Origin of the sequence: Ligilactobacillus ruminis DSM 20403 = NBRC 102161, assembly GCF_900113455.1 — a bacterium.
GTDB classification, from domain to species: Bacteria; Bacillota; Bacilli; order Lactobacillales; family Lactobacillaceae; genus Ligilactobacillus; species Ligilactobacillus ruminis.
In genome coordinates, this window is the sequence record NZ_FOPI01000003.1 from 33,260 (window position 1) to 59,349 (window position 26,090).

General features: G+C 41.3%; 26 protein-coding genes and 1 other annotated feature (1 of these 27 cut by a window edge). Of the genes, 19 read left to right on the forward strand and 7 right to left on the reverse strand.

The annotated features are described in order from the left end of the window. Positions 1-7: 7 nt before the first annotated feature. The 3 genes from BMZ95_RS00150 to yidA all read right to left on the reverse strand — a co-directional run bounded on the left by BMZ95_RS00150 (position 8) and on the right by yidA (position 2,689). Positions 8-1,021 carry a LacI family DNA-binding transcriptional regulator gene (locus BMZ95_RS00150; protein WP_046922823.1) on the reverse strand — a complete coding sequence of 338 codons (1,014 nt, stop codon included), beginning with the start codon at positions 1,019-1,021 and terminating at the stop codon, positions 8-10. A 237-nt stretch (positions 1,022-1,258) separates the two neighbouring features. Further along, entirely contained in the window at positions 1,259-1,441 is a 183-nt protein-coding gene (locus tag BMZ95_RS11340; RefSeq protein WP_225354866.1) for a hypothetical protein, read from the reverse strand. 432 nt (positions 1,442-1,873) lie between these two features. Continuing rightward, positions 1,874-2,689: a sugar-phosphatase gene (gene yidA, locus BMZ95_RS00160; RefSeq protein ID WP_014073566.1), complete on the reverse strand. Its 816-nt coding sequence runs from the start codon at positions 2,687-2,689 to the stop codon at positions 1,874-1,876. 131 nt (positions 2,690-2,820) lie between these two features. On the opposite strand from yidA, the gene BMZ95_RS00165 reads away from it, so the two are divergent. Beyond that, positions 2,821-3,312 carry a hypothetical protein gene (locus BMZ95_RS00165; RefSeq protein WP_041819998.1) on the forward strand — a complete coding sequence of 164 codons (492 nt, stop codon included), beginning with the start codon at positions 2,821-2,823 and terminating at the stop codon, positions 3,310-3,312. A 324-nt stretch (positions 3,313-3,636) separates the two neighbouring features. Here the strand turns inward: BMZ95_RS00165 and BMZ95_RS00170 are convergent, their stop codons facing one another. From BMZ95_RS00170 to BMZ95_RS00180, 3 genes are all read right to left on the reverse strand, one after another. Continuing rightward, positions 3,637-4,533, reverse strand: a complete 897-nt coding sequence (locus tag BMZ95_RS00170; RefSeq protein WP_046922821.1) for a peptidylprolyl isomerase PrsA — start codon at positions 4,531-4,533, stop codon at positions 3,637-3,639. A 131-nt stretch (positions 4,534-4,664) separates the two neighbouring features. Beyond that, positions 4,665-4,976, reverse strand: a complete 312-nt coding sequence (locus tag BMZ95_RS00175) for a hypothetical protein (protein WP_046922820.1) — start codon at positions 4,974-4,976, stop codon at positions 4,665-4,667. Positions 4,977-4,981: 5 nt separating this feature from the next. After that, positions 4,982-5,407 (reverse strand): HIT family protein, encoded by a 426-nt coding sequence (locus BMZ95_RS00180; RefSeq protein WP_046922819.1) that lies wholly within the window; start codon positions 5,405-5,407, stop codon positions 4,982-4,984. 126 nt (positions 5,408-5,533) lie between these two features. Between BMZ95_RS00180 and BMZ95_RS00185 the strand changes: the two genes are divergently transcribed. The 4 genes from BMZ95_RS00185 (at position 5,534) to trmB (ending at position 9,049) form a co-directional block, all read left to right on the forward strand. Continuing rightward, positions 5,534-6,268: an ABC transporter ATP-binding protein gene (locus BMZ95_RS00185; protein WP_046922818.1), complete on the forward strand. Its 735-nt coding sequence runs from the start codon at positions 5,534-5,536 to the stop codon at positions 6,266-6,268. Position 6,269: 1 nt separating this feature from the next. Further along, entirely contained in the window at positions 6,270-7,493 is a 1,224-nt protein-coding gene (locus BMZ95_RS00190) for an ABC transporter permease (RefSeq protein WP_046922817.1), read from the forward strand. Between the two features lie 50 nt (positions 7,494-7,543). After that, positions 7,544-8,347: a phosphotransferase family protein gene (locus BMZ95_RS00195; protein ID WP_014073561.1), complete on the forward strand. Its 804-nt coding sequence runs from the start codon at positions 7,544-7,546 to the stop codon at positions 8,345-8,347. A 63-nt stretch (positions 8,348-8,410) separates the two neighbouring features. Further along, the gene (gene trmB, locus BMZ95_RS00200) at positions 8,411-9,049 is read left to right on the forward strand and encodes a tRNA (guanosine(46)-N7)-methyltransferase TrmB (protein ID WP_014073560.1); all 639 of its coding nucleotides are present in this window, start codon (positions 8,411-8,413) and stop codon (positions 9,047-9,049) included. 48 nt (positions 9,050-9,097) lie between these two features. On the opposite strand, the gene BMZ95_RS00205 is transcribed toward trmB, so the two are convergent. Further along, positions 9,098-9,415: a hypothetical protein gene (locus BMZ95_RS00205; RefSeq protein WP_046922816.1), complete on the reverse strand. Its 318-nt coding sequence runs from the start codon at positions 9,413-9,415 to the stop codon at positions 9,098-9,100. A gap of 117 nt (positions 9,416-9,532) precedes the next feature. On the opposite strand from BMZ95_RS00205, the gene BMZ95_RS00210 reads away from it, so the two are divergent. The 14 genes from BMZ95_RS00210 (at position 9,533) to thrS (ending at position 25,895) form a co-directional block, all read left to right on the forward strand. After that, positions 9,533-9,853, forward strand: a complete 321-nt coding sequence (locus BMZ95_RS00210) for a thioredoxin family protein (protein ID WP_014073558.1) — start codon at positions 9,533-9,535, stop codon at positions 9,851-9,853. Between the two features lie 44 nt (positions 9,854-9,897). Further along, the gene (gene ytpR, locus BMZ95_RS00215) at positions 9,898-10,545 is read left to right on the forward strand and encodes a YtpR family tRNA-binding protein (protein WP_046922815.1); all 648 of its coding nucleotides are present in this window, start codon (positions 9,898-9,900) and stop codon (positions 10,543-10,545) included. A 79-nt stretch (positions 10,546-10,624) separates the two neighbouring features. Beyond that, entirely contained in the window at positions 10,625-12,766 is a 2,142-nt protein-coding gene (locus tag BMZ95_RS00220; RefSeq protein ID WP_046922814.1) for a DNA translocase FtsK, read from the forward strand. Between the two features lie 77 nt (positions 12,767-12,843). Beyond that, entirely contained in the window at positions 12,844-14,175 is a 1,332-nt protein-coding gene (gene murC / locus BMZ95_RS00225) for a UDP-N-acetylmuramate--L-alanine ligase (RefSeq protein WP_014073555.1), read from the forward strand. An 18-nt stretch (positions 14,176-14,193) separates the two neighbouring features. Further along, positions 14,194-14,478: an AraC family ligand binding domain-containing protein gene (locus BMZ95_RS00230; RefSeq protein WP_014073554.1), complete on the forward strand. Its 285-nt coding sequence runs from the start codon at positions 14,194-14,196 to the stop codon at positions 14,476-14,478. A gap of 128 nt (positions 14,479-14,606) precedes the next feature. Further along, positions 14,607-15,098, forward strand: coding sequence for a MaoC/PaaZ C-terminal domain-containing protein (locus tag BMZ95_RS00235; protein WP_014073553.1), 492 nt, complete (start codon positions 14,607-14,609; stop codon positions 15,096-15,098). Beyond that, positions 15,091-15,798, forward strand: a complete 708-nt coding sequence (locus BMZ95_RS00240; RefSeq protein WP_014073552.1) for a Bax inhibitor-1/YccA family protein — start codon at positions 15,091-15,093, stop codon at positions 15,796-15,798. Before BMZ95_RS00235 ends, BMZ95_RS00240 begins: the two co-directional genes overlap by 8 nt. Before the next feature lie 774 nt (positions 15,799-16,572). After that, a complete protein-coding gene (gene polA, locus BMZ95_RS00255) occupies positions 16,573-19,230 on the forward strand; it encodes a DNA polymerase I (RefSeq protein WP_046922812.1) in 2,658 nt (885 codons plus the stop codon). Between the two features lie 9 nt (positions 19,231-19,239). Next, a complete protein-coding gene (gene mutM / locus BMZ95_RS00260) occupies positions 19,240-20,070 on the forward strand; it encodes a DNA-formamidopyrimidine glycosylase (protein ID WP_014073550.1) in 831 nt (276 codons plus the stop codon). Then, the gene (gene coaE, locus BMZ95_RS00265) at positions 20,067-20,657 is read left to right on the forward strand and encodes a dephospho-CoA kinase (RefSeq protein ID WP_046922811.1); all 591 of its coding nucleotides are present in this window, start codon (positions 20,067-20,069) and stop codon (positions 20,655-20,657) included. Before mutM ends, coaE begins: the two co-directional genes overlap by 4 nt. A 157-nt stretch (positions 20,658-20,814) precedes the next feature. Continuing rightward, positions 20,815-21,300, forward strand: a complete 486-nt coding sequence (nrdR, locus tag BMZ95_RS00270) for a transcriptional regulator NrdR (protein WP_003693768.1) — start codon at positions 20,815-20,817, stop codon at positions 21,298-21,300. A 15-nt stretch (positions 21,301-21,315) separates the two neighbouring features. Continuing rightward, entirely contained in the window at positions 21,316-22,683 is a 1,368-nt protein-coding gene (locus BMZ95_RS00275) for a replication initiation and membrane attachment family protein (RefSeq protein WP_014073548.1), read from the forward strand. 5 nt (positions 22,684-22,688) lie between these two features. Continuing rightward, complete coding sequence (dnaI, locus tag BMZ95_RS00280; RefSeq protein ID WP_046922810.1) at positions 22,689-23,630, forward strand: primosomal protein DnaI; 942 nt, start codon at positions 22,689-22,691, stop codon at positions 23,628-23,630. A gap of 330 nt (positions 23,631-23,960) precedes the next feature. Then, on the forward strand, positions 23,961-25,895 hold the full coding sequence (gene thrS / locus BMZ95_RS00285; RefSeq protein WP_014073546.1) for a threonine--tRNA ligase: 1,935 nt from the start codon (positions 23,961-23,963) through the stop codon (positions 25,893-25,895). Between the two features lie 56 nt (positions 25,896-25,951). Continuing rightward, positions 25,952-26,090, forward strand: a sequence feature (ribosomal protein L20 leader region) (it continues 1 nt past the right edge of the window).

Sequence of the window (26,090 nt, forward strand, 5' to 3'; positions counted from 1 at the left end):
TTTGGATTTAATTTATGCTTGAACCGCGTTCAATCAAGCAGGTAGCCAGCGTTGTCATCTGCGGAACGCTGATTTCTTCGTTCAGTCCATCGACCAGCATCCTGGCAGCGACCGCACCCATTTCTTCCGTAAAGACTTTTACTGCTGAAAGCGAAGGAAAGGCATATTTTGCAAGTGAAGTATCATTAAATGAAATAAGGCTGACTCTGTCAGGGACGCTGATTTTGTGCTCGTTTAACGATCGCAAGGCACCCAAAGCAATAGCATCATTAGCTGCAAAAAAGGCTTGAGGCAAATTTTCGCCAAGTTCTTCAATAGCCTGGTTCATCATTTCATACCCTGATTCCGGGAGAAATTTTCCGATAAAAACGTATTGGGGATTGTATAGATTAAGTTCTGATAAACGATGCTTAAACTGTTTGAAACGCGGATCGATTAATGAATCTTTTTGATCCGAGGTATGTTCTTCACCCACAAGCATTCCGATTTTACGTTGTCCGTGTGAAAGAAAATGATCAATGACGGAATCAACGGAGCCTGCAAAATCGGAAAGAACGCAGCTGCATCCGTATTTTAACGTATCGCTGTCAACAAAGATGACGTTATCGTTTGTTTTGATGATATCCTCAATTTGCTCTTCTGAAAACTTGCCGATTGCAATAACTCCGTCCGCACTACCGGCCTTATCCAACGGATCGTCCTGATAGATGCGAGTCACGTCGCATCCCATGAGATGTGCTTTTTTTTCAATTCCGATGCGAATTGCATAATAATAAAGGTCATTGATCTCTTCTTGTTCGGTATACCATTGGATAACCGCAATCGTATGCGTTGGCTCGGATGATTTAGAATTCTTCTTATTTTTTGATTTGTATTTAACGTAATTTAGTTCTTCTGCTACTTGAAAAATCCGGTTGCGCGTTTCAATACTGACGGACATGGTTTCATCATAGTTAAGAACTCTTGAAACGGTTGCGGGGGAAACTTGTGCGCGTTCCGCAATATCTTTGATTGTTGCCATTTCTATCAAACCTCTCGCTATTAATAGATAAATATATTATAACAGAATTCAGTAAAGAATCGCAAATTTTAGTAAAGATAGTATGCTAAGATAAAACAAGACAACCACTCCCGTTTGACTTGAAAGAGGGAATGGTTGCTCAAAAAAACTGTTCAAATTTTAGATAATATTCAAGCGCTTGGATGCAATGCATCCGCTTAACTTATTTATGCATGAATTCATCGTCCTTTGCACTGATCAGAATTGAGGAGAAACCAACGATGCATAACAAAAAATATTGAACCATAAATAAGTTCGCAAGGACTTGACAGAACTCGCCACGATGGCGGCAGTTTCTCCGCCCATGCTCTGTTCAACGAAAATATTACTCGTAAGCGACAGCGTGATTGCGATAATAAGCAAGGCCACTGCAATTACCATGGTTATGACTCCGATAGTAAACAATAGCTTTGAGCGTTCCTCCAGTTAGCATAAAATCATAAGCAAAAGGCTAGTAATAAGAATCAATCCTGCATTGATAAGATTAATATTATTTTTCAAAAACCAAAAAATGTTCAGTGCTTTTTTTCTTGTGGAAGGGTTCAGGCTGGCAAGTCAGAAAGTCCTGATCACCAATCCTTTTTCTTCGAGCATAATTTATGCGTATGTGTGACAATCGCCTGGTATGACGGAAACATTCCAAGATAGTCTTCCGTTAAATTTGACTGAGATATGGGGTCATGGTCAGAGCGATTCGTTATGTGTCAAAATTGAAAAAATGCCGGACAAAATCAGTCGACTTGCGCCTTCCTTTGTTTGGCATTTCAATTAATTCAAGAGGAAAACGGGACTTTTTTTCGACCTTTAAAAATTTTAAAGCGCCCATTTTTCAATTGCTTCTGCGACTCCGTCATGATCGCAATCGGATGTCACGTGTTGTGCGCATTCTTTCAGTTCATCGATGGCATTTCCCATTGCAATACCGGTTCCGGCAAATTTGACCATGGACAAATCGTTGCCTTGATCTCCAATTGCCATGACGTTTGCCTGTGTCAGTCCAAGCTTGTCAATCAGAATCTGTAAAGCGCTGCCCTTGTCCGTGCCTTTCGGGTTCGCTTCATAATACATCGGAGTGCTTCTCGTAAAGGTGATCCGGTCACTAAGTTGATTGAAGAGTTCTTCGTGTTTAACAGCTTCTTCAATTCTTTCTGGATCGTCAATGTACATTGCTTTGATCAGCGTTTCGTCGCGTAATTCGTCCGGCAAACGGAAACAAACTGGAATATTGACCAGATAGCCCTCAACAATCGTGTATTTTCCAAGATCTCGATCGGACGTAAAAAGCCTTTCTGATGATTCGACATGAAAATGCAGTCCAAGTTTTGTCGCAATGTTTTGCAAGTCAAGGTAATCATCATATGAAAGCGATCGTGCGGAGATAATCCTGCCTGAAGTCGTTTCGACTACGCCTCCCCCAAAAGAGATGACGTATTGATCGTTTCTGTCATCCAAATCAAGCTGTTTAAGAAAAGGTCGAATTCCTGAGATTGGGCGACCGCTTGTTAAAACAACTTTGATGCCTTTTTTGGAAGCACTTTTAATTGCGTTTTTAACGGTATCCGTTAATTGATGATTCGAATTCAATAATGTTGCATCGATGTCAATTGCGATAATTTTAATAGCCGACATGAAAATCCTCCAAATTTAATTTTGTTATCTTTATTTTAACATATGGCAAAATAATTTAAACCGAAGAATTGATAGCTGAAGTTAAAAGGTTTAAGATATGCTTAAAGATATAGGCGAAAGAAGGGGTTCCCATGGATGACAAAGTTAGAAAGCTGATTGATGAGACAAATGACAGGCTTCGAATGCTAAATAAACAAGAAGATGATTACCCGGCTTGGATTGTCGATTATGATTTTTTGGAACGTGGGTTAATCCAAGGGAATAAATGGTATGGTGCGGAAAACGAGGAGCAAAAGAAGGCTTTGAAGGATGATACCTGGGCATACGGAGTTTTGACGGGTAGCATTAAAGATAATAACGATGAACTGAATGCTTTGAAACAATTGGATAAAAGGACGCTTTTCATCGTATTTTTTGATTATGTGTTCAGCTCTGAGGACGACGAGGCACTGAATTTTGATACGGTAATGCCGCTTAAGAAAATGAGAGAACTTGAAAGCATGGGCTTTGGCACGGCGCGAGAAGCAGCAATCCATGAATTTTTCAAATCCTTGCCGCAAGATTACCAGTTGGTTAACATGCCTTATTTTACGATCAGATGGACGTTTGATTATCGTGGGTGATTTAGATGATAAGCTCTCTTTAATTATGTCCAGCCGGAAAGAGGCTGGGAAAAAACTTTGTCTCAAATCGAAAAACCGGATGATTTGCAATCAATTGGAAATCTGATCCGGCTTTTTCGCATACAGGACGATTGCCTTCCATGATGGAAATAACCAAAAATAGTGTGGCGATACATTTGATTGAGAGCTTGGCGCGCTGATTTAGCAAGCATTGCATTTAAAAAAGCCGGACGAAGTCAATCGCAACTCGACCGCCTTCGTTCGGCTTTTCGTTTAATTCAAGCAAGAAACGGGACTTTTTTCCCAGACCCTTTTAAATCATGCTTATTTTGAGCTTGAAGAAGATGATGATGAAACATAGTCGGACAAGACGTCTTTCAAGTCGTTGTCCTTGATGGAAACATTACCATTCTTGAACTCTTTTGACAAAATCTTTTGCATGTACGAAGAATCGCTTGCCTTGGCATTGATGATTTGATCTTTAAGTTCCTTCTTGTGATCGGACATCTTGCCCTTTCCAGGGTTCTTCACGGAATAAATGATGTGATAGCCATAAGACGTCTTGACCGGTTCCGTTGTAAACGTGCCTTGCTTAAGCTTGAAAGCAGCTTTCTTGAACGTTGAATCAAGCGAGGTATCCGTATTGTCAAATGCGGACAGCTTGCCGCCGTTGCTCTTTGTTCCCGTGTCGGTCGACTTTTCTTTGGCAAGTTTTGCAAAATTCTTGTATGAGCCGTCCTTCTTTAATTCATTGATGATGGCTTCTGCATCGGACTTTTTAGCAACAAGGATATGTGCAACCGTAATCTTTGGTTCATATTCCTTCCACTGCGTTTTAAGCATCTTGTCAGTAATCTTTGTGTTGGCTACGAGAGCTTCATGCAAAAGCAGCGAAGAGCGAATGTTCTTCTTGAATGAAGATTTCGTATAATTATTCTGTGCAAGAACGGTTGAAAATGAAGAGCCGTATTGCTTCTTGTACTTGTTGTATTCAGCATCAACTTTTTTGTCCGTAACCTTGTCGCCGTATTCCTTGTTCAGGACTTTGTTTAAAATCATTTCCTGGAGCACTTGCTTGCCGGATGAAGTCTTCTTCAAACTGCTGTAGTACTCACTTTCTGTAACCTTACCGCCAGACGTAGTAGCGACGGTCTTAGAACCACAGGCTGCTAACGAGAGAGTCATTAAGACGCTGGCAGCAGCGACAAACCATTTCTTCATGTTAAATAACACATCCATTTCGTAAAAATTGCTTGTAAAACAAGCTTAACACGTACTACTATACCACACTATGGGTAATAATAAAGAAGCGATTTAGAAAATTTAATAATTCATAAAAAATAATTGGGAAATCAATTTTGGGAATCAAGCGAAGAAATGTTTTGACCCAACTTTTTTGTAAGCGGATTGATCTCTTCTTCAAATTTCTCAAAACTTTCCGTTAACTCGGACAAGACGACGCCTGAATCGGATAGGGCGTTCATGAAAGCGTCCGTTTTTTGTTTTACGCGGCCGGCGCTTTGACTCCAGCTATTGACGGACGAAACCAATTCATCGAATTTTTGCGTTCGACTAACCACGGAATTTAAAATTTCTTTTCGCTTAGCAAAGGCAATCGTTCCCAAAATGCAAGCACCGATCAATTTGCAGGTTGTTTTTTTCATTGAGATCACCCCAAATGCTGCCTGATGTTTTCTGCAATCTTCTTCAAATCCTCATTATCGTAGCTGTCAGAGTTGTCTTTAAAGGACATGCTGAAACCGTCTTTTTGCGTATAGCGCGGAATCAGGTGAACATGCGAATGGAAAACGGATTGATATGCGATCTCACCGTTATTGTTGACGATGTTTAAGCCTTTGATTTCAGGATCGCTTTCTTTAACGGCACGAGCAATCATCGGAATTTTTGCAAAAACGTCTTTTGCAAGTTCTTCGTCATATTCAAAAATGTCTTTGACATGCTTTTTGGGAACTACCAAAACGTGTCCCTTGGTTGCTTGCGAGATATCCAAAAATGCTTTGACGTTGTTGTCTTCATAAACCGTAATGCTTGGGATTTCTCCCTTGATGATTTTGCAAAAAATGCAGTTGTCCATTTAAATACCTTCTTTCGAGATTACATAACCATATTATAACATGTTAAATATTTTCCACCAATTGGGATATTGGCTTAAAATTTTGATATAATCGTGAGTAGCTAGATATTGAAAGGATTCGATAATATGATTTTAACGGTTGATGGACTGACCGGGGGATATTCTGCCATCCCTGTTTTAAAAAAACTGTCGTTTACGGTCGACCAGGGTGAGCTGGTCGGCTTGATCGGATTGAACGGGGCCGGCAAGTCGACGACGATTAAGCACGTTATCGGCTTGCTTAAGCCTAAGAAGGGCAAAATTACGCTCAATGATTGTTCTCTTTTGGACAATCCGGCAAAATACAAGCAGCAATTTGCATATGTTCCGGAAACACCCGTGCTTTATGAAGAACTTACTTTAAAAGAGCATCTTGAAATGACGATTATGGCATACGGGCTTGAACGAAAAAAGGCCATGAAAAAAGCTTCGGAACTTTTAAAAATCTTTAGGCTAGAAAACAAATTGGACTGGTTCCCGGCCAATTTTTCGAAGGGAATGAAACAAAAGGTGATGATCGTCTGCGCATTCATGACGGACGCAAAGCTTTTCATCATCGATGAGCCTTTTCTCGGACTCGATCCTTTGGCGACAAGAGATTTGCTGAATCTGATTGAAAAGGTCAAGGAAGAAGGCGCCGGTGTTTTAATGTCGACGCATGTTTTGAGCACGGCGGAAAAATACTGCGATCGTTTCGTCATGATCGATCACGGAAAACTTCAAGCATCCGGAACTTTGGAAGAATTAAAACAAAACTATGGCCGAGAAGATGCGACTCTTTCTGATGTCTATCTTGGAATGGCCGACCTGGAAGGTGAATAAGATGGATGGACTCTATAGAAAACGTCAAAGTGACTATTTTAAGCAAATATTCAAGTATTTGCGTTATGTCTTGAATGATTTTTTCGTTTTATCGGTTTTGTTCGCATTGGGCGGTCTTGGATTGGCATATTCTGATTATGTCAAAAGCTTGAGTCATCCGAGCAATCTTTGGTATTCCAAACCGCTGTTGGTTTTAATTGCCATCTTTTTGCTGCAGATTGGCAAACCGAAGACGCTTCTGAAAAAAGCAGATGCGGTTTTTTTGCTCGCCAAAGAATCAGAAATGGGACAATACCTCAAAAGAAGTTTTTTTTCATCTTATCTGAGCGGTGCTGCCATTGTTTTCGTAGGGGGCTTGGTGCTCGTCCCGTTCATGCTCTTTGCCTGCAACGTTCCAAAGTCAGACGTGTGTTTGATCATTTTTTTGATGCTTACAAGCAAGACGTTCGTGCTTCTTGCTGAATTTGCGGAATTTTACGATGAAAAATTTTCTTCGTTGTTATTTGAACTGATTTTCAGAGTTTTATTGCCGGTTTTGGCATTATTGCTTGCGATTTTTTTAAATGCAGCGCTCAGCCTCTGTTTGATGTTAGGTGCAATTTTCTTTTTGATTCAAAACATCAGGCAAAGCGCTCATCAAAAAATGTTCAGATGGAATTTTGCAATTGAAAAAGAAACCGCCAGGATGATGGAACTTTATCGTTTTTTCAATCTTTTTTGCGACGTGCCGTATGTGGTTGCCAAGGCTAAGAGAAGGCGTTTTTTGGATGCTTTTTTGCCAAAACCGAATCCTGAAAATCCGTACAGATATCTGTATGTCAGATGTTTGGCCAGATCAGGCGAATACAGCAGTTTGTTGATACGGCTGCTTGTTTTGGGAAGCGTAGTTTTAGCATTTCTGGATACGTATTTGTCTCTGTTGATAGCAGCGGTTTTCTTGTACATGCTGGGATTTCAGCTGATACCTTTGGCAACCAATTACGATGAAATTGTTTTCATGCATATCTATCCGCAGGGATTTGAGAAAAAGATAAACGATTTCAGAGGGGTCTTGAGAACGGTTATGCTTTTTGCCGCCTTCATCTTCGCCATCTTTTGTCTGATTGGTACCAGACAGCCTCTGATGGCTTTAGAGGCATTAGCAATCATGCTTGTTGAAACTTTCTTTGTCACCGGAAACTATCTTGAAAAGAAGCTTAGCATCAACTTGACATATAGGAATTAATTGGGTAAAATACCACTAGTTATCGATATTTTCGAAAAGGAGAGCCTGCGTTGAACCTTAATTTGGAGAATGGTTGGCAAGTTCTTCCGATTGATGGCGACACTGGCACGGCCTATATGGGCATCAACAAAGATGAGCGTGTTTTTTTGAAACGAAATTCGTCTCCCTTTTTAGCAGCGCTTTCGATTGAGCATATCGTTCCGCGACTGATTTGGACCAAGACGATGGTCTCGGGAGATACTCTGACTGCTCAAGAGTGGATGAATGGTCGTTGCCTTGCAAAAGATGAAATGTGTTCTGAAGAGGTTACGTCATTATTGTATCGCGTGCATCATTCGGAATTACTGAAGAAGATGTTGCTGCAGATAGGCGGACAGATAGTTACGCCGTACGAGCTGCTGAATCGTTATTTCAGAGGATTGGATTCCGATTTGAGACGACATCCGCTTTTGAAGAGTGTTGCCAATCAGTTGAGGGCATGTCAACCTAAACTTGAACGCTCGAATTACGAAGTATGTCATGGCGATTTGAATCATAAGAACTGGCTGATGTCCGACTCTGAAAAACTGTATCTCGTAGACTGGGAGTCGGCGATTATTGCAGATCCTGCGATGGATATCAGTATGTTAATGTGTCAATATGTCCCGCGCAATAGCTGGTATCAGTGGTTAAATCAATACGCAAAGGGAAATCTTACGGAAGATTTGTGTGAGCGCGTTGAATGGTATGCAAAACTCTACCTGCTGCTGAATATCAAGAATAGCCGAATGCGTGGTCGTTTCCATGAAATGAACCAAGACATTGTAAAGCTTAATGAGTTTTCAAATAAGAAATTATCTAATGGCAAGGGATAAAAGGATGGCCTTTTATCCCTTGCTTATTGAATGTAACTATGTATCTGGAGGAAGAAAGAAGATATGAGGTTAAGAAACAAACCTTGGGCTAAGCCGCTGATAGATGCCAATCCTCAATATGTCGTGACGGAACCGGAAAAATTTGCCGGAAAATGGCAGGAACGTTTTGAAAAAGAGCAGCCGATTTTTGTTGAAGTTGGAACGGGCAAGGGGCGTTTCATCGTCGAAATGGCTGAAAAATATCCTGACAGAAATTTTATCGGCCTTGAAATGCAGACCGTTGCAGTCGGTATTGCTCTTAAAAAGCAGATTGATGCCAAGCTTCCTAATTTACAGCTTGTTTGCGCAAACGGAAGCGGTTTGACTGAATTTTTCAATGAAGGTGAGGTTTCCGGAATTTATCTTAATTTTTCCGATCCTTGGCCCAAAAAACGCAATGAGAAACGTCGTTTGACATATAAAACGTTCCTTGAATCATACGAGAATGTTTTGAATGGAGATGGAAGAATCGAATTCAAGACGGATAATCGCGGACTGTTCGAATATTCTCTTTGCAGCATGAATGAATTTGGAATGCATTTTGATGGCGTTTGGCTTGATTTGCATGACTCTGAAGAAGCAAAAGAAAACGTCATGACCGAATATGAAGAAAAATTTAGTCAAAAAGGTCAACCTATTTATAAGCTGACGGCGCATTTCTGATAAAAAAGCCGGGAAACCTCGGCTTTAGTGCAATGTCGTTCAATCATTTTAAAATTGAGCGGTTCGACAGATTTTTAAAATGCTGCCTGTTTTAGAGTCGACCCAAAATTCGTAGCATGCAAGCTTGGCATTTTCTTTCTTTAGGATACCGCCGTGATAAGCGTCATGTGTCAATGCAAGTTTTTTAAATGGGACGGTTTTATGTTCGATCCAGCCGTCATAGAAGCCCTTATCTTTTTTCAGTTCTTTCTTGATGTCAAAAAGGACTTTTCTTGGCGACAGCCTGGCGTGTTTTTCAATCGTGGTAAATAGGTTTGCGACGATAAATCCTGACGCTGCTAAAAGTAGGATGTTTTCTTTTTTCAATTTGTTGCCTCCTGAAGCATTTCCTAGATTATAACATAGTTCAGCAAGCAAAGATGGTGTATTTTTTTAAGCGATGCGTTATAATTGTTGCATCAACCGATATGGAGGGTATTGAATATGGAAAAACTGGCAAAAATGACAAAGACGGAATTTGAACAAAAGCATGATAACGGAAAGTATGTGTTGTTTTTTACGGCAGACTGGTGCCCGGACTGTCAATTTATCAAGCCTGCAATGCCGGAAATTGAAGCAGAATTTTCTGATTTCAAGTTCTTGTTGGTCGATCGTGACGAAAACATTGATTTTTGTCAAGAGATGTTCGTCATGGGAATTCCGAGTTTTATTGTCTATGTTGACGGTAAAGAAAAAGATCGATTCGTCAACAAGGATCGCAAGACAAAAGAAGAGGTCGAAGCATTTCTAAATAATGTTGAATAGTTCTGGGGTTTTCCCAAATAATTTGAGAAGGAAGTATCATATCAATGTTGATTGCAAGTTACAATAAAGAGCAGTTGGGGGACGTTTTGCTGACGGTCGTTGCTCCCGATGCTGCAACCCAATCTTGTGAAAAGAAGGGTGACATTGTCAGGATTTTTGATGTTGAATCGGGCCAAACGACAGGCTACAATTTTTTCAATGCTTCTAAGATCATTAGCGGTCTTGAAACTAAAAAAGGTCAAATCTTTTTGGATAATGGTCAAGTTGATGCATTGAATGAAGCATTGAAGGAGAATGGTTTTTCATCAGAACTTGTTGTTGATGCAAAGCCAAAGTTTGTTGTCGGATATGTCGAAAAATCAGAGGAACATCCTGATTCCGACCATCTTCACGTAACAAGCATCAAGGTTGATGATGGCCATTTGCAGATTGTTTGCGGTGCTCCGAATATTGAGCAAGGACAAAACGTTGTTATTGCCAAAGTTGGGGCAATGATGCCGGACGGTACGCTGATTTTCCCGGGGAAATTACGCGGAATCGACAGCTTTGGCATGGTTTGTTCTGCGCGTGAGCTTCAATTGCCAAATGCACCACAAAAGCGTGGAATTATGGTTTTGAATGCTGATGATTATCCGGTCGGGTCAGCCTTTGATTTTGACAAGGCCGCGCATTTATTCCAAACGGAAGCATAATTTTATGTTAAAATTGAGGGGTCGGGAAGTTTCTCGAGCCCTTTTTTATGGGCAAATCAATTCAGTTAGGGTGGAATTCATGAAGTATTATGATGGACCGGCATTTTATCGCAAAAATGATTTGGTCAAGCCAGAAGACAAATTAAAAAAGCATTCAAATAGGGAATCGGGAAATGCTTCACATTCGCGTTATTTTCATCCGACGTATATTCCAAAAGTAATCGGTCAAAAAATAATCACGACGGAACCTGATTATTGCCGTTTGGCAACTGAATTGCTCAAAAGTCCAAGCAACTATCTGCTGTTTGACGATGACGAAAAAGATGCCATTGATTTGACTAACGGATTAGAGAATAATTTTAAAGAAGAAACTTCGGAAGAAACATCCAGTGAGCAAGCCGATATGATTAAAAAAGAACTTGTTTCGGATGACGGTGTCGCATCGTTTGAAAAAGACGAAACGTTTTTTTCAAACGATGAAACAGAAAAATCATCTCATCTTAAGGTTGAAACTTTTTATCCAAAGAAAAATTTTGATGATAATCAGGAAAATGCGCCAAAAGAAAACAACGAAACGTCTCCGGTCGAAAAAGACGTAAGAATTTCAGAGTTTGTCAAAAACAAAAAAGATCCGAAACCTTTCTGCAAAAATGACGGCACAACTGGAGAAACAGCGGTAATCGAAGCGACTAATGAAAACGAAGATGCATCAGAAACTGCTGCAATCGATAAAGACTCGTTAGAAAAAAGCATTGTAAACGTGTCGAACCAAAAGAAACAGTCAACTGAAAAAATGACGGAAGAAAGCGGTTATCAATTGCCACCGCTTTCGCTTTTGCCGGAACCGATTGAAGAAAACGATCCTCAAAGCGACGAATGGGTTTTGAATCAAGCAGAAACGCTGAACGAAACTCTGAAGGCTTTTAAGGTCGAAGCGTCTGTTTCAAACTGGACGGTTGGACCGACGGTGACGCAGTTTGAACTGAGCTTGGGACGAGGAGTCAAGGTCAATAAGATTACCAATCTCAATGATGATTTAAAATTGGCGTTGGCGGCAAAAGACATTCGAATCGAGGCACCGATACCGGGAAGAAGCACCGTTGGAATCGAAATTCCAAACAAAAAGTCAAGACCTGTTTTATTGTCTGAAGTTTTAGGGTCTGACGAATTTCAAACTGCCGAGTCTCCTTTGACAACCGCGCTTGGAGTTGATTTGTTCGGGCGTGCTTGCGTAACCGATATTCAAAAGATGCCGCACGGATTGATTGCCGGAGCAACCGGTTCCGGTAAATCGGTCTTTATCAACAGCATGCTGATGTCGATTCTTTACAAGGCAAAGCCTTCAGAAGTCAAGCTTTTGCTGATTGATCCCAAGGCTGTTGAGATGGCACCGTACCAAGGCTTGCCGCATCTTCTTTCGCCGGTTGTTTCCGATCCTCAGGCTGCAACTGAGGCTTTGAAGTGGGTTGTCGAGGAGATGGAAGAAAGATATCAAAAACTTGCCGCCCTTGGCGCAAGAAATCTTGAGAGTTATAACAGGAAGCTCGAAGAAAAAGGACATTATGCCGGCAAGTTGCCGTATATTGTAATCGTGATTGACGAATTGGCAGATTTGATGATGGCTTCATCTTCTGAAGTTCAGGAGTACATTGCACGAATTACGCAAAAAGCACGTGCTGCCGGAATTCACTTGATCGTTGCGACGCAGCGACCAAGCGTTGATGTCGTGACCGGTCTGATTAAAAACAATATCCCGACAAGAATCGCATTTATGGTTTCAAGTTCAACCGATTCCAGAACAATTCTCGACTGTTCCGGAGCAGAGCGATTGCTTGGGCGTGGTGACATGCTATATTTGGGCAACGGATCAAGTCAGCCGCTTCGCTTGCAAGGAACTTATATTGAAGACGAAATTGATGATGTCTGTGATTTTATCAGAAAGCAAGCCAAGCCGCATTATGCATTCAATCCTGAAACTTTGAAGAAAAAAGCCATTGTGGCGGAAAACCAGGATGAATTGATGCCGCGTGTCTTGGATTACATCGTGAATGAAGAAACGATTTCTACTTCGAAGCTTCAGCGAATTTTTTCAATTGGATACAACCGTGCCGCATCGATTATTGATGATCTTGAGAGCAAGGGGTATATTTCGCAGGCAAGGGGTGCAAAGCCCAGAATCGTACATTTGACGCAGGAAGCACTTAACAATATGCGCTTTTAGATAAATTGGCTTTTATTTATGCGCATCATTATGGTAAACTTAACGTGATTGTTGATTATGAAAAGAGGACGTTTGACATGGATATGAATACCACATATTTCTTTGTAGGTATCAAAGGCACGGGCATGAGTGCCCTGGCATTGATTTTGAATGACAAGGGCTGCAATGTTCTTGGATCTGATATTGAAAAATATACGTTTACCCAACGTGGGCTAGAACAAGCCGGAATTAAAATTCTGCCTTTTGATAAGGATAATATTCAGGCGAATATGACGATTGTTGCCGGGAATGCATTTTCTGACGATCACGAAGAAATTGCCAAGGCAAAAGAAATGGGACTTAAAGTTTTGACATATCCGGAAGTAGTCGAAATGCTGGTTGAAGAAACGACAAGCATCGGTGTTGCTGGAGCTCACGGAAAGACGAGCACCACGGGTTTGCTTTCTCACGTGCTTAGCGGAGTTTCTCCGACAAGCTACTTGATCGGTGACGGTACCGGTAAAGGGGTGCCAGATGCGCGCTTTTTTGTATTTGAAGCAGATGAATACCGGCGCCATTTTGCAGGATATCATCCTGATTACACGATTATGACGAACATCGATTTTGATCATCCTGATTATTTTACTGGGATTGAAGATGTCTGTGATGCTTTCCAAGAACTTGCCAATCACACCAAGAAGGCATTGTTTGTCTGGGGGGAAGACAAACACTTGCAAAATATCAAAGTCGATATTCCGGTCTATAGTTATGGAACGGAAGAAAACGATGACGTGCGTGCCGAAAACATCAAGCGCACGACCAAGGGATCAAGTTTTGACGTTTATTTACATGACGAATTTTTAGGAACGTTTGACATCCCGTTGTTTGGCAAGCATAACGTTTTGAACTCTCTTGCCGTAATTGCGGTTTCTCATCTTGAAAAGATTGATGCTGAAGAAGTCAAACGCGAACTTTTGACATTTAAAGGCGTAAAGCGTCGTTTTTCCGAAAAGAAAGTCGCTGACATGGTCATCATTGATGATTATGCACACCATCCGTCAGAAATTGCTGCAACGATTGATGCGGCAAGACAACAATATCCGAAGAAGAAAATCATCGCGGTTTTCCAACCTCACACCTTTAGCCGCACCGTTGCGTTGATGGATGACTTTGCCAAGAGTTTGGATCTTGCTGATAAGGTGTATCTGACTGAAATTTTCAGTTCGATTCGTGAACAAAACGGTGAAGTTTCTGCTAAGGATCTTGGTGAAAAGATCAGCAAGGGCGGAGAAGTTCTCAGTTTGGACAATATGTCGCCGCTGCTTGATTTTCACGATGATGTCGTCATCTTTATGGGTGCCGGAGACATTCCGAAGTATGAGCATGCATATGAGGAACTTTTGTCCAATCTCAGTTTAAAGAACAATTGATTCAGGAGGTTTCATTGCATGAAACGGTATGATAGTATCGGCAAAATTGGTCACATTTTTGAAACTGATCAACAAGTCGTAACTGATTTGGTGATTCCGTCCGGAAAAGAGATTCCGGAGCATCATGTTGACTATACTGTCGTAGTCGTTCCAATCAAGGGAAAGGTTATCTTTTCCGGTCATGATTTTGAAACGGAACTTGCGCCTGGCAGTTTCGTGCGCATGCTTCCGAATGAGTCTCATAGTTTGAAGGCAATTGAAGACAGCGAACTTTTTGTGATCAAGTCAAAATTGGAGAAATGACGTGAATTTTTAAAGTCGAGGAGAACCTCGGCTTTTTTTAAATAATTTTAAATTTTTGTGGTATGATTGAGAAGATTAAATGATTGTGATAATATGTACTTGAAGTTGAAAGTAGGAGAGTGAGTTGTATGCAAGATGATGCGCATAGGCGTGGAAAATCAATCGATGAAATTAAAGAAGGAGATTCTTTAACCGTCACGGAATGTATTTCAGAGCGTGAATTACTGATTTATCTTGGACTTACAAATGATTCCAATCCGTTATACGTTCAAACTGCGTTTGCACAGTCAATGGGATACAAAGCACCCGTTGTGCCCCCGGTCATGTTGTCAGGAATTTTGACCAGTTCGATTTCGAAGCTTCTTCCTGGTCCGGGAAGCGAAATTGTAAATGTAGCGACAAATTTCATTGAACCGGTTTATCATGAAGAAACGATTACGTTTACCTTTGAAGTCATCAAAGTTGATTTGATGAAAGAGGTAATCATGATTTCGGTTGAAGGAACAAACGAAAACGGCAATCGTATTCTTGATTCAGTGATCATGGTTCGTCCCCCGCGTCGTTTCAATCATCAGCAACTCGAAAATAATTTGGAAAAAGAGGTTGAAAAAAATGAATAACGATCCTAATTTATATGAAGGGCAAAAATTAGTCAAAGACGCAAACGGTTTCTTTATGAAAATGTATGGTTACATGGCTGCTGCCGTAGGTATTTCTGCCGTAACGGCATTCATGGCCGCCAACGTTCCGTCGGTTGTTAGTTTATTGTCCAACGGACTCGTGATGAGCATTTTGTTTATCGTGCAATTGGTGCTTGTCTTCAGAATGTCTTCGCTTAAAGCCATTCGGACTTCAGGCAAGGCTTTGTCTTCATTGGTTTTTTATTCGATGATTGAAGGTCTGTTTTTAAGCGGTCTGCTTTATAAATACACGGCAATGGACATTACGCGTGCATTCATTGCTGCAGCAGTTCTGTTTGTTGTTTTGGCCGTCATGGGAACAAGCACCAAAAAAGATCTTTCTGGAATCGGACGACAGGCATTGGCTGCTTTGATTGCCTTGATTATCGTCAGCATCGTTAATTTGTTCTTGCACAGCACGATGATTCAGTATGTCTTTTCGTTTATCGGAATCGTTGTTTTCTCAGCCTTGACGGCTTATGATTCGCAGACTTACAAGGTGATGTACTATCAATATGGATCGCAAGTCAATACTGATTCTTTGGCTGCAGTCGGTGCTTTGAACCTTTACCTTGATTTTCTCAATATTTTCTTGTATCTGTTGCAAATTTTTGGCATCGATTCAAGCGACAATAATTAAAAAGCAAAAGAGTCTGGAAAAGAAGTCCCGTTTCTTCCTTGAATTAGATGAAATATCTAACGAAGGCGGTCTATTTTCGGCTAACTTCTTCTGTTTTTTGATTTTTTTATGTACAAAAAATTATCTTTTTGGAAAGCAACGTTGCTCAACCAATTCATCGAAAATTTCATTCAAATTTACTGACGCATTTTGATACATGAAAATCAATTTCCAGCATAGCAAAAGATCGTCATTCATACACAAAAAAACCGGATTAGATTTGCGATTGATTGCAAATCATCCGGTTTTTCAATTTGAGGCATCTTTTTTCCGGGTCTCTTATATTTCAAAAAAGGGTCAGGAAAGCATTTTGTCAAAAGAAAAATCGAACAAAGGATTAGGTGGATCAAACGTAGTACGCCGATCAGCTTTTCGATTTTTTGATGTGTCACAGCATTTCAAATAATTCTATGAACCGTTTATTCGTGACCAAAGAGCAATTCGAACATCAGTCGGAACTGTTTAAAAAATGGTTACTATGCTTTGAACCCTCAAGAAGCGGAGAGCGTTTTGACTAAAAATGAAAAGCCTGTCGAAAGAATCGTTTGGGTAACCCTGGATCGGCAAATGCCGGTGCGGTTTGAAGAGAGTCAGGATCGTTTCAAATATCAGCGACAGCGGCTTTGTTCAGTTGATATCGACAGGATGCTGGAAACATGCGGTCGCTCTTTTTGGAGTTGATTGCATTTTTTTGCTATAATCTGAGTTGGAATCTAAATTGAAAGGGTGCAGACAATGACAGAAAAACAAAAACTACTCCTGATTGACGGCAATAGTATTACGTTTAGGGGTTTTTATGCATTGTTTATGCAAACGGAACGTTTCGTTAACCATGACGGTCTTCATACGAGCGCGGTTTTTTCATTTAAAAGAATGCTCGACAAAATTTTGGATGACGTAAATCCTGATAAAATCCTGGTTGCGTTTGATGCTGGCAAGAAGACTTTTCGGACTGAAAAATACAGTGATTACAAGGCCGGCAGAAAAAAGACGCCAGAAGAATTGTCGGAACAGTTTCCTTATGTCAAGAAGCTTCTTGACTGCTACGGAATCAAACATTATGAATTGAAAAATTACGAAGCAGACGACATAATCGGAACGATGTCAAAGGAAGCCGAGAAACATGGTTATGAAACAACGATCGTGACCGGCGATCGAGATTTGACGCAGCTTGTGACGAATCAAACGACGGTTGCTTTGACTGTTAAAGGCGTTACGGAAATAGAATATTACACGCCAAACCATTTGAGTGAAAAGCTTGGCATCTCGCCCTCTCAAATTACCGATCTCAAAGGACTTGCGGGTGATACTTCGGATAATTACCCCGGGGTGTCCAAAGTTGGCGAAAAGACGGCACTAAAGCTTTTGAATCAGTACGGAACGATTGAAAATCTTTATGAACATATTGATGAATTCAAAAAATCAAAGATGAAGGAACATTTGATCGAAGACAAAGAGATTGCGCTGACGTGCAAAAATCTGGCAACAATCAGGCGTGATGCTCCGCTTGAAATCGGGTTGGCCGATATCGATTTTGCAGGCAAAGACATTGAAAAATTGCGAGAGTTTTATCAAAGCATGGATTTTCATAAATTTTTGAGCGAACTGAATGATAAAAAATCCGAAGAAGTCTCAAATGAAGAAGAACTTCCTTCGATAGTCGAATTGACTTTTGAAAACATTGATGGTCAGCAGCTAAACGCTGATAATGCTAGTTTTTATCTTGAACTTGCCGATGAAAACTATCATACATCTCCTTTTTGGGGATTTGCGCTTTTGACCGATGGTCAGTGCTATGTTTCAAAAGACGTTTCCTTGTTAAAAAGAGAACCTTTAAGAGAATTTCTTGAAAATAAAAATAAGACTCTTGACGTGTTTGACGGAAAGAAAACTTATGTCTCGCTCAAACGTTTGGGAATTGAAGCAGAATCAATCGATTTTGACCTGTTATTGGTATCTTATCTTTTGAATAATACCGACAACAGCAACGATTTGGGGCAGCTTTGCCAAAAACAAGGCTATTTTGGCGTAAAAAGCGATGATGAAGTTTATGGAAAAGGTGCTAAAAAGGAAATTTGCGCTGATGAGACGTTTTTTGAGCATTTGAGAAGCAAAGTTTTTGCGATTGCCTTTTTGAAACAAAAATTAATGCAAAAATTAAAAGATAATTCTCAAGATCATTTATATTTTGAAATCGAACGCCCGCTTTCAATCGTGCTCGCTAAGATGGAAATTGCCGGAATCAAAGCCGACAAAGAGACGCTTGAAACGATGGGAAGTCGTTTCAAAGAAAAGATAAGCGATCTTGAATCATTGATTTATCAAGAAGCCGGAGAAACATTCAACATCAATTCACCTAAGCAATTGGGAACGATTTTGTTTGACAAACTAGGGCTTCCAGGTGCCAAGAAGACAAAGACCGGCTATTCAACGGCAGTCGGTGTCTTGGAAAAACTCAGAGGAAACGATATCGTTGATAACGTGCTTTTATATCGTCAATTTGCCAAGCTCAAGTCGACTTACATTGACGGACTCATCAAAGTGATGGATCAAGATGAGAAGGTGCACACGCGCTACACGCAAACGTTGACGACAACGGGAAGGTTGTCTTCGGTTGAACCCAACCTTCAAAACATCCCCGTTCGCTTGGAAGAAGGAAGAAAAATCAGGCAGGCTTTCATTCCGAGTCACCAAGGATGGGAAATTTTTTCATCAGATTATTCGCAAATTGAGTTGAGGGTCTTGGCACATATTTCAAAAGACGAGAATATGCAAAAAGCATTTAAAGACGATTTTGATATTCATGCCAATACGGCGATGAAAATTTTTGGATTGAGCAGTCCTGACGAGGTAACGCCGAATATGCGTCGTCAGGCTAAAGCCGTCAATTTTGGAATCGTCTACGGAATCAGTGACTTTGGACTTGCACAAAGCATCGGATGCAGAAGAGATCAGGCTAAAACGTTTATGGAAACGTATTTTGAATCTTTTCCCGGCGTTAAAAGATATATGACGGAGATTGTGGAGCTTGCAAGAAATCAAGGATACGTTGAAACGCTTTTCAAACGTCGCCGCTATCTTGAAGGGATTCGTTCAAAAAATTTTAATCAGCGTTCGTTTGCTGAAAGGACGGCTATGAATACTCCGATTCAGGGAAGTGCTGCCGATATTATCAAGGTTGCGATGATTAAGATGCAGGAGACGCTTGAAAAAGAAGAACTTAAAGCCAGAATGCTTTTACAGGTTCATGACGAACTGATTTTTGAAGCGCCTGAAGAAGAAATTCCCGTGCTTGAAAAACTTGTTCCGAGCGTGATGGATTCTGCAGTTAAGTTGGATGTTCCGCTTAAAGTTGAAAGCGGACATGGCAAAACATGGTTTGATACGAAATGAGGTAGAATTATGCCTGAATTACCGGAAGTTGAAACGGTCAGACGTGGCCTTAACAGACTGATCAAGGGCAAAACGATTAAGGACGTCAATGTTTTATATGACAAGATAATCGTGGGTTCCAAGGATGAATTTTGCAAAAAACTCAGCGGGAAAAAATTGCTTGATGTCGATCGACGCGGAAAATATCTGTTATTTCGCTTTTCAGGCGAATTGACGATGGTTTCTCACTTGAGAATGGAAGGAAAATACTTTGTCAGGCGAAAAGGAGAGCCGGTTGAAAAGCACACGCACGTGATCTTTTATTTGATGGACGGAAGCGAGCTTCATTATAACGACGTTCGCAAATTTGGGAGGATGGAACTGTTTAAGACAGGTGAAGAAACCACTCTTTCCGGGATTTCTAAGCTTGGTCCCGAACCGACCGAGAAAAATTTTGATTCTCAAAAATTCTATGAAGGACTTCAAAAAAAGAAAAAGCCGATTAAGACGGCTCTGCTTGATCAAACGCTTGTTGCAGGGGTCGGGAATATTTATGCTGATGAGGTGCTTTATATGGCAAAGATTCATCCTTTGACGCCTTGCAATGAGCTCAGCAGAAAGCAGGCCGATTGTTTGAGAAATTCAATCATCGATGAGCTTGAAAAAGCGATCGAGAAAGGCGGGACGACGATCAGGAGCTATGCCAACGCCTTCCTTGAGGAAGGATCATTTCAGTTCTTTTTGCAAGTCTATGGAAAGACTGGCGAAAAGTGTGGACGATGCGGTACTCCGATTGAAAAAATAGTCGTCGGACAGCGCGGTACGCATTATTGCCCGAATTGTCAGGTGATGAAAAAATGAGCAAGATATTGGGCCTGACAGGCGGGATTGCTTGCGGAAAATCAACGATCAGCGCCTATTTGAAAGAGTTTGGTCTTCCCGTGATCGATGCTGATGAGTGTTCAAGAGCCGTTGTTGAAAAAGGCTCAATCGGACTTGAAAAATTAACGGAAATATTTGGCAACAAAATTTTAAAAAACGACGGAACGCTTAATCGAAAAGCTCTTGGTCAGATCGTTTTTTCAAACAGCGAACAGCTTTCATTGCTAAACTCTGTTATGGAACCTCTGATCAGAGAGGAAATTTCTCGAAGGCTGAATCAAGAAAATAATGCCGATCTCGTTGTTTTGGATGCTCCGTTGTTGATTGAGCAGCATTACGATAAAATTTGCGATTTTATAATGACGATTGATGTTCCGAAAAAAATTCAGCTGGAACGTTTGATTGAACGAGACAAACTTTCTGAAGATGAGGCAAAAAGTCGAATCGAGAGCCAATTGAGCTCACGGGAAAGAAACGGTTTTGCAGACGTAGTGATTGATAGTTCAGGAACGGTTGAACAGACCCGCAAACAAGTGATAAAATGGCTAAAGACGATAAATGTTTAGATAAACGGATATGTGGGGTATAAAGAAGACAATCCGAAAATGCTTGCAAACTGAACTGCAAGCAACTAAAAAAGAAGAAAGGAGAGGCGGGGCGACTTTTTAAGTTGCGGATTATCCTTCCAACGGTCAAAGACGTTGGTATCCCGCCCTTAAACTAATGAAATGTCCACATTGCCATAAGAACGGCTCGCGAGTAGTCGACAGTCGTCCTGCTGATGACGGTCATGCCATCAGACGACGTCGCGAGTGTGAAAATTGCGGTTATCGCTTTACGACTTTTGAAAGAATTGAAGCAGCTCCGTTGCTTGTCGTAAAGAAAAACGGACTTCGCGAAGAATTCAATCGCGAAAAAATCATGCGCGGAGTGATGCGTGCTGCAGAAAAGCGACCGGTACCGATGGATGATATTCAAAATTTGGTTGATCAGGTCGAAAGCAAAGTTCGGGCAGCGGGAAGCAACGAGGTTTCCAGCCAACTGATCGGTGGCTACGTAATGGATCTTTTGGCCAAGGTTGACGATGTTGCCTACATTCGTTTTGCCAGCGTGTACCGCGAATTTAAAGACATGGGTGCCTTCGTGAACGAGCTTCAGGAGTTGATGGCTCGCGAAGATCAGGAAAAAGGTTCGGATGCCAAAAAGTAAAAGGGATGTGAGTCGATGGAAAATGGGTTGAATATTCTTTCGCCGAAAGACAGATGCGTAATTTGTTCTGAGGAAAGAAAGAGTTTGCTGTCTTCCGAAACGGTGATCTTTCTGTATCAGCCGATTATGGGTGCAGATGCAGCAGCAGTTCACGCTGTTTTGGCATCTTCAGCGACAACCGTTCCGAGAAAAAGCGGACATCTGCCTGAAATCGGTGATATCCTAAAAACCTTGGATATGGAAATTCCGCGGTTTTATGAGGCTTGCTGCAAATTGGAAGCACTTGGATTGCTGCGGACTTTTGTGCACGATGTCTCCAATGAACGCAGAATGATCTATCAGTTGCTTTTGCCGCTTAGCGGGCAGGAATTTTTTAAGCAGACCGTTTTAGATACGTTGTTGCTGTTAAGCGTCGGAAGAAGACGCCATGCCCAGCTCAAGCAGTTGTTTGCACCAAATGTCTTTGCCTATTCCGAAAATTCAAAGGAAATTACCAAGACCTTAGCTGATGTGTTTGACGTCAGAAAAGAAAATATTCAAAATTTGCAGATCAATCGCGTCAAGAACGAATCTCTTTTGGAGAAAAGCGAACTGAACTTTGATCTAAAATACTTCAAACAGCTATTGAAACATTCTTTTGTTGAAGAAAAGGAAGTAATGGAGCATTTGGATGAGGTGAAGACGATGGTTTTACTGTATGGTCTGGATGAACTTCAGCTTGTCAAGCAGCTTGAAAAAAGCTTCAACGTTGCAAACAACAGGGTCGACTTTTCTTTATTCAAGCGGTATGTCAACGAAGAATTTGAATCAGCTCTTGAAAAGCCTGCTCGCAATGAAAAAGAAATCAGCGCAGAATCAGCTAAAAGTACATCGAGGTTATCATCTGAAGATCGTCAGCTTGTCGAAGCTTGCAATTACTATGCCCCGCTTGAATTTCTGGAAGCGTTGAAGAACGAGCAGGGCGGTTATGCTTCTAATATCGAAAAATATGTTGTCGGAAACGTCGTTAAGGCCAATGTTTTGCCGGGTTCCGTCATAAATGTCATTTTGCACTATTTTTTGTGTGACGAAGACAATGATCAGCTTAGCGGAAAAGTCAGCACTCGGTTTGAAGAATTCTGCAACCAATTTGCTAAAAGAAAGATCAGCGATCCCGTAAGCGCAATGGACTATCTGAAAGGCGAAGTCGAAAAAAACAAGCAAAAGAAACAGCAAAGGCGGATAAGTGCCCGTAATGGTCAAACGAGAAAAAAAGTTCAAAAAGCAACATTGACCGATTGGGACGAACTTGCACAAAAACAGAATGCTGATTTGGACTACAAACATGATTTGGATGAGATTGAGAAGTTGCGGAATCAGATTAAAAATGCCAAAGGCAGGTGAACTTGATGGAAGACGTAGGTCAAAAGATGACGGAATTGATGGAAAAATACCACTGGGAAGAAAAAGTCAGGTCCGTTTACAAAGAAGTATTGAAATCCCCAGAAATTGTCGCATTTATCAAAGAGCATCATGATGAGCTGGATGCTGACGAAATCAGGAGGAGCATGTCAAAGTTTATCGAGTACTTGAATTTTAAAAAGGATCGTGATGCCGGAAAGAAAACGTTTATGCCAGGATACTGTCCAAAGTTAATCATGAGCTCCAAACACGTTCAAATCGTGTATTTGCCGACAAAAGAAAACCTGAAACAAAAGCAGCAGCGCAAAATCAAGCAACGCGTAAGGGCAATCAGCGTCCCGAAGTCGATCAAAAATGCAAGCTTGCAAGAATACGGAACAATGACGAAGGGAAGAGCGGCAGCTTTGAAACAGGCATTGCTTTTTGTCAGATCTTATGCGGAAAATCCAAACGAATTTCACAAGGGACTATATCTTGAAGGAAAATTTGGCGTTGGAAAGACGTATCTTTTGGGAGCAATCGCAAACGATTTGGCAGAAAACGGCTTTTCAACAACAATCTTGCATGTCCCGACATTCATCTCTGATCTTAAGGCGCTTCTTGGCGATAAAACAACTGGCAGGACGGTTGCGGACGCCGTTAACGAAGTCAAAAATGCTCCAGTGCTGATGCTTGACGATATTGGCGCGGATTCTCTTTCCAATTGGTCGCGCGACGATATTTTAGGCGTCATTTTGCAGCATCGGATGCAAGAAGGGCTACCGACGTTTTTTTCATCAAATTTGTCAATGGAAGAACTCGAAAGCAGTTATTTGACGTTTAACAATCGGATGGAATCAGACCCTCTCAAGGCCAAGCGGATAATGGAGAGAATCAAATTTTTGGCGACTGAAATCATTGTTGACGGTCCGAATCTCAGAAATAATTGAGTATTTTTGAAAAAACACTTGAAAAAGGCGGAACTTAGTGTTTAAATAAGAGATACATTAGTGAAAGACAAACGGCAACCCATTCAGGGAGAGAGGTCGCGACTGAAAGCCTCTCGTGCGGGCGAGCTTACCGCTTTCATGGAGAGCTTACTGCAAAGGTAAGACGGATCGCATCCGTTATCAGCGGTTTTTGAGGACATCTGGTTTTTGCAAAAGGATGTCGAAAATGGGTGGAACCGCGTCAATGACGTCCCTGGCATGGCACAATTCATGTCGGGGACGTTTTTTTGTGCCTTTTCACATAAGCAAAAATTATCGGAGGTAATACTAATGGAACTTAAATTTCCAGATGGCACCGTTAAAGAATTTGAAGACGGTGCAACAGTTAAAGACGTCGCAGCTTCGATCAGCATGAGCCTTGCTAAAAAGGCTGTTTGCGGCAAGCTTGACGGTAAATTAGTTGACTTGAATCAAAAACTTTCAGACGGTTCAATTGAAATCGTAGCGAAGGATTCCGATGACGGAAGAATTGCTTTGTGGCATACTGCAGCAGTTGTTTTGGCAGCTGCCTTGCACGATCTTTATCCAAACATCAAATTTGGCGAAGGCGGAGTGACGGAACATGGTTTTTACTTCGATACTGATAAGGAAGATGGTCAGGTCGGCGAAGCAGATTTTGAAAAATTGACGAAGAAGATGGAAGAAATCGTCAAGGCAAAAGAAAAAATCGAATTTGTGGAGTACGATCTGGACGAAGCTTTGAAACTTGTTGAAAATGATGAATATCAAACTGAAATCGTCAAAGAAAATGCAGAAGATGGCAAGGTCTACGGACACAAGCTTTTGAATCATGTTGACTTTACTTCTCCTGTTTCACTTGAAGATGCTGGCAAGGTCAAGGTCTTTAAAGTTCTTTCAGTTGCCGGCGCATATTGGAAAGGCGCTTCATCAAATCCGATGCTGCAACGTATTTACGGTACGGCTTTCAGCAAACAAAAAGAACTTGATGAAGAATTGAAGCGTCAGCAGGAAGCGCATGAACGCGATCATCGCGTCATCGGCAACAATCTTGATCTCTTCTTCGTGGATCCAAAGGTCGGTGCAGGTCTTCCGTATTGGATGCCAAACGGTGCAACGATTCGTCGCACGATTGAACGCTACATTATTGACAAGGAAGTTTCATGGGGTTACGAACATGTTTATACTCCAATTCTTGCCAATGTTGATTTGTACAAACAATCCGGGCACTGGGATCATTATCGCGAAGACATGTTTCCTCCAATGGATATGGGTGACGGAGAACTGCTTGAGCTTCGTCCGATGAATTGCCCGTCGCACATTCAGATTTATAACCGTCATATTCGTTCTTATCGCGATCTTCCGTTGAGAATTGCCGAACTTGGCATGATGCACCGCTACGAAAAATCAGGAGCATTGACAGGCTTGTCGCGTGTTCGTGAAATGACTTTGAATGATGGTCATACTTTCGTGACACCGGATCAGATTGAAGCGGAATTCAAACGGACGCTTCAGCTTATGGTTGAAGTTTATCATGACTTCAATATCAATGATTATCGTTTCCGTCTCAGCTATCGCGATCCAAAAAATACTCATAAATACTATGATGATGATGAAATGTGGGAAAAATCTCAACGCATGCTGAAAGCTGCGATGGATGATCTTGGACTTGAATATTTCGAAGCAGAAGGCGAAGCTGCATTTTACGGTCCTAAGCTTGACGTTCAAACAAAGACTGCACTTGGCGGCGAAGAAACACTTTCGACGATTCAATTGGACTTCCTTCTTCCTGAACGCTTCGATCTCAAGTATGTCGGAGCCGATGGCGAGGAACATCGTCCGGTTATGATTCACCGCGGTATCGTTTCAACGATGGAGCGCTTCACGGCTTACCTGACCGAAATGTACAAAGGTGCTTTCCCAACATGGCTTGCCCCAAAGCAGGTCGAGGTCATTCCTGTCAATTTGAATCTCCACACGGATTATGCAAGAAAACTTGCAAGTGCTCTTGCTGCTCGCCAAATTCGCGTTTCCGTCGATGATCGAAACGAAAAGATGGGTTACAAGATTCGCCAGGCACAAGTCAACAAGGTTCCTTATACTCTCGTTGTCGGTGATAATGAAAAAGAGCAGGGAACAGTCACGGTTCGTCGTTATGGTCAAGAAAAGACCGAAACGATGGCATTTGATGATTTTAAGAAGATTTTGGATCACGATCTTGAAACATATAGCCGCAATGAAGATTAAAAAATCGTTTAAACAGTTGACAATCTTAAATAGGACTGTTAAGATGTAAAAGTTGAGAAAAAAAGCAGAGGCTCCCGCTTCTCGCCTGAGGGACACAGGTTCCTGGGCAGAAATAAGAAATTAATTTCCGATTGAACGGATTTTTTACGGGTGCTTTGCGTTTGGTTTATGCGAGCACCCGTTTTTTCTGCATTT

What these genes read in the sequence shown, in the direction of transcription:
- BMZ95_RS00150 (WP_046922823.1), bottom strand. Translation starts at nt 1,021, where the DNA reads ATGGCAACAATCAAAGATATTGCGGAACGCGCACAAGTTTCCCCCGCA.
- BMZ95_RS11340 (WP_225354866.1), bottom strand. Translation starts at nt 1,441, where the DNA reads ATGGTAATTGCAGTGGCCTTGCTTATTATCGCAATCACGCTGTCGCTT.
- yidA (WP_014073566.1), bottom strand. Translation starts at nt 2,689, where the DNA reads ATGTCGGCTATTAAAATTATCGCAATTGACATCGATGCAACATTATTG.
- BMZ95_RS00165 (WP_041819998.1), top strand. Translation starts at nt 2,821, where the DNA reads ATGGATGACAAAGTTAGAAAGCTGATTGATGAGACAAATGACAGGCTT.
- BMZ95_RS00170 (WP_046922821.1), bottom strand. Translation starts at nt 4,533, where the DNA reads ATGAAGAAATGGTTTGTCGCTGCTGCCAGCGTCTTAATGACTCTCTCG.
- BMZ95_RS00175 (WP_046922820.1), bottom strand. Translation starts at nt 4,976, where the DNA reads ATGAAAAAAACAACCTGCAAATTGATCGGTGCTTGCATTTTGGGAACG.
- BMZ95_RS00180 (WP_046922819.1), bottom strand. Translation starts at nt 5,407, where the DNA reads ATGGACAACTGCATTTTTTGCAAAATCATCAAGGGAGAAATCCCAAGC.
- BMZ95_RS00185 (WP_046922818.1), top strand. Translation starts at nt 5,534, where the DNA reads ATGATTTTAACGGTTGATGGACTGACCGGGGGATATTCTGCCATCCCT.
- BMZ95_RS00190 (WP_046922817.1), top strand. Translation starts at nt 6,270, where the DNA reads ATGGATGGACTCTATAGAAAACGTCAAAGTGACTATTTTAAGCAAATA.
- trmB (WP_014073560.1), top strand. Translation starts at nt 8,411, where the DNA reads ATGAGGTTAAGAAACAAACCTTGGGCTAAGCCGCTGATAGATGCCAAT.
- BMZ95_RS00210 (WP_014073558.1), top strand. Translation starts at nt 9,533, where the DNA reads ATGGAAAAACTGGCAAAAATGACAAAGACGGAATTTGAACAAAAGCAT.
- ytpR (WP_046922815.1), top strand. Translation starts at nt 9,898, where the DNA reads ATGTTGATTGCAAGTTACAATAAAGAGCAGTTGGGGGACGTTTTGCTG.
- BMZ95_RS00220 (WP_046922814.1), top strand. Translation starts at nt 10,625, where the DNA reads ATGAAGTATTATGATGGACCGGCATTTTATCGCAAAAATGATTTGGTC.
- murC (WP_014073555.1), top strand. Translation starts at nt 12,844, where the DNA reads ATGGATATGAATACCACATATTTCTTTGTAGGTATCAAAGGCACGGGC.
- BMZ95_RS00230 (WP_014073554.1), top strand. Translation starts at nt 14,194, where the DNA reads ATGAAACGGTATGATAGTATCGGCAAAATTGGTCACATTTTTGAAACT.
- BMZ95_RS00235 (WP_014073553.1), top strand. Translation starts at nt 14,607, where the DNA reads ATGCAAGATGATGCGCATAGGCGTGGAAAATCAATCGATGAAATTAAA.
- BMZ95_RS00240 (WP_014073552.1), top strand. Translation starts at nt 15,091, where the DNA reads ATGAATAACGATCCTAATTTATATGAAGGGCAAAAATTAGTCAAAGAC.
- polA (WP_046922812.1), top strand. Translation starts at nt 16,573, where the DNA reads ATGACAGAAAAACAAAAACTACTCCTGATTGACGGCAATAGTATTACG.
- mutM (WP_014073550.1), top strand. Translation starts at nt 19,240, where the DNA reads ATGCCTGAATTACCGGAAGTTGAAACGGTCAGACGTGGCCTTAACAGA.
- coaE (WP_046922811.1), top strand. Translation starts at nt 20,067, where the DNA reads ATGAGCAAGATATTGGGCCTGACAGGCGGGATTGCTTGCGGAAAATCA.
- nrdR (WP_003693768.1), top strand. Translation starts at nt 20,815, where the DNA reads ATGAAATGTCCACATTGCCATAAGAACGGCTCGCGAGTAGTCGACAGT.
- BMZ95_RS00275 (WP_014073548.1), top strand. Translation starts at nt 21,316, where the DNA reads ATGGAAAATGGGTTGAATATTCTTTCGCCGAAAGACAGATGCGTAATT.
- dnaI (WP_046922810.1), top strand. Translation starts at nt 22,689, where the DNA reads ATGGAAGACGTAGGTCAAAAGATGACGGAATTGATGGAAAAATACCAC.
- thrS (WP_014073546.1), top strand. Translation starts at nt 23,961, where the DNA reads ATGGAACTTAAATTTCCAGATGGCACCGTTAAAGAATTTGAAGACGGT.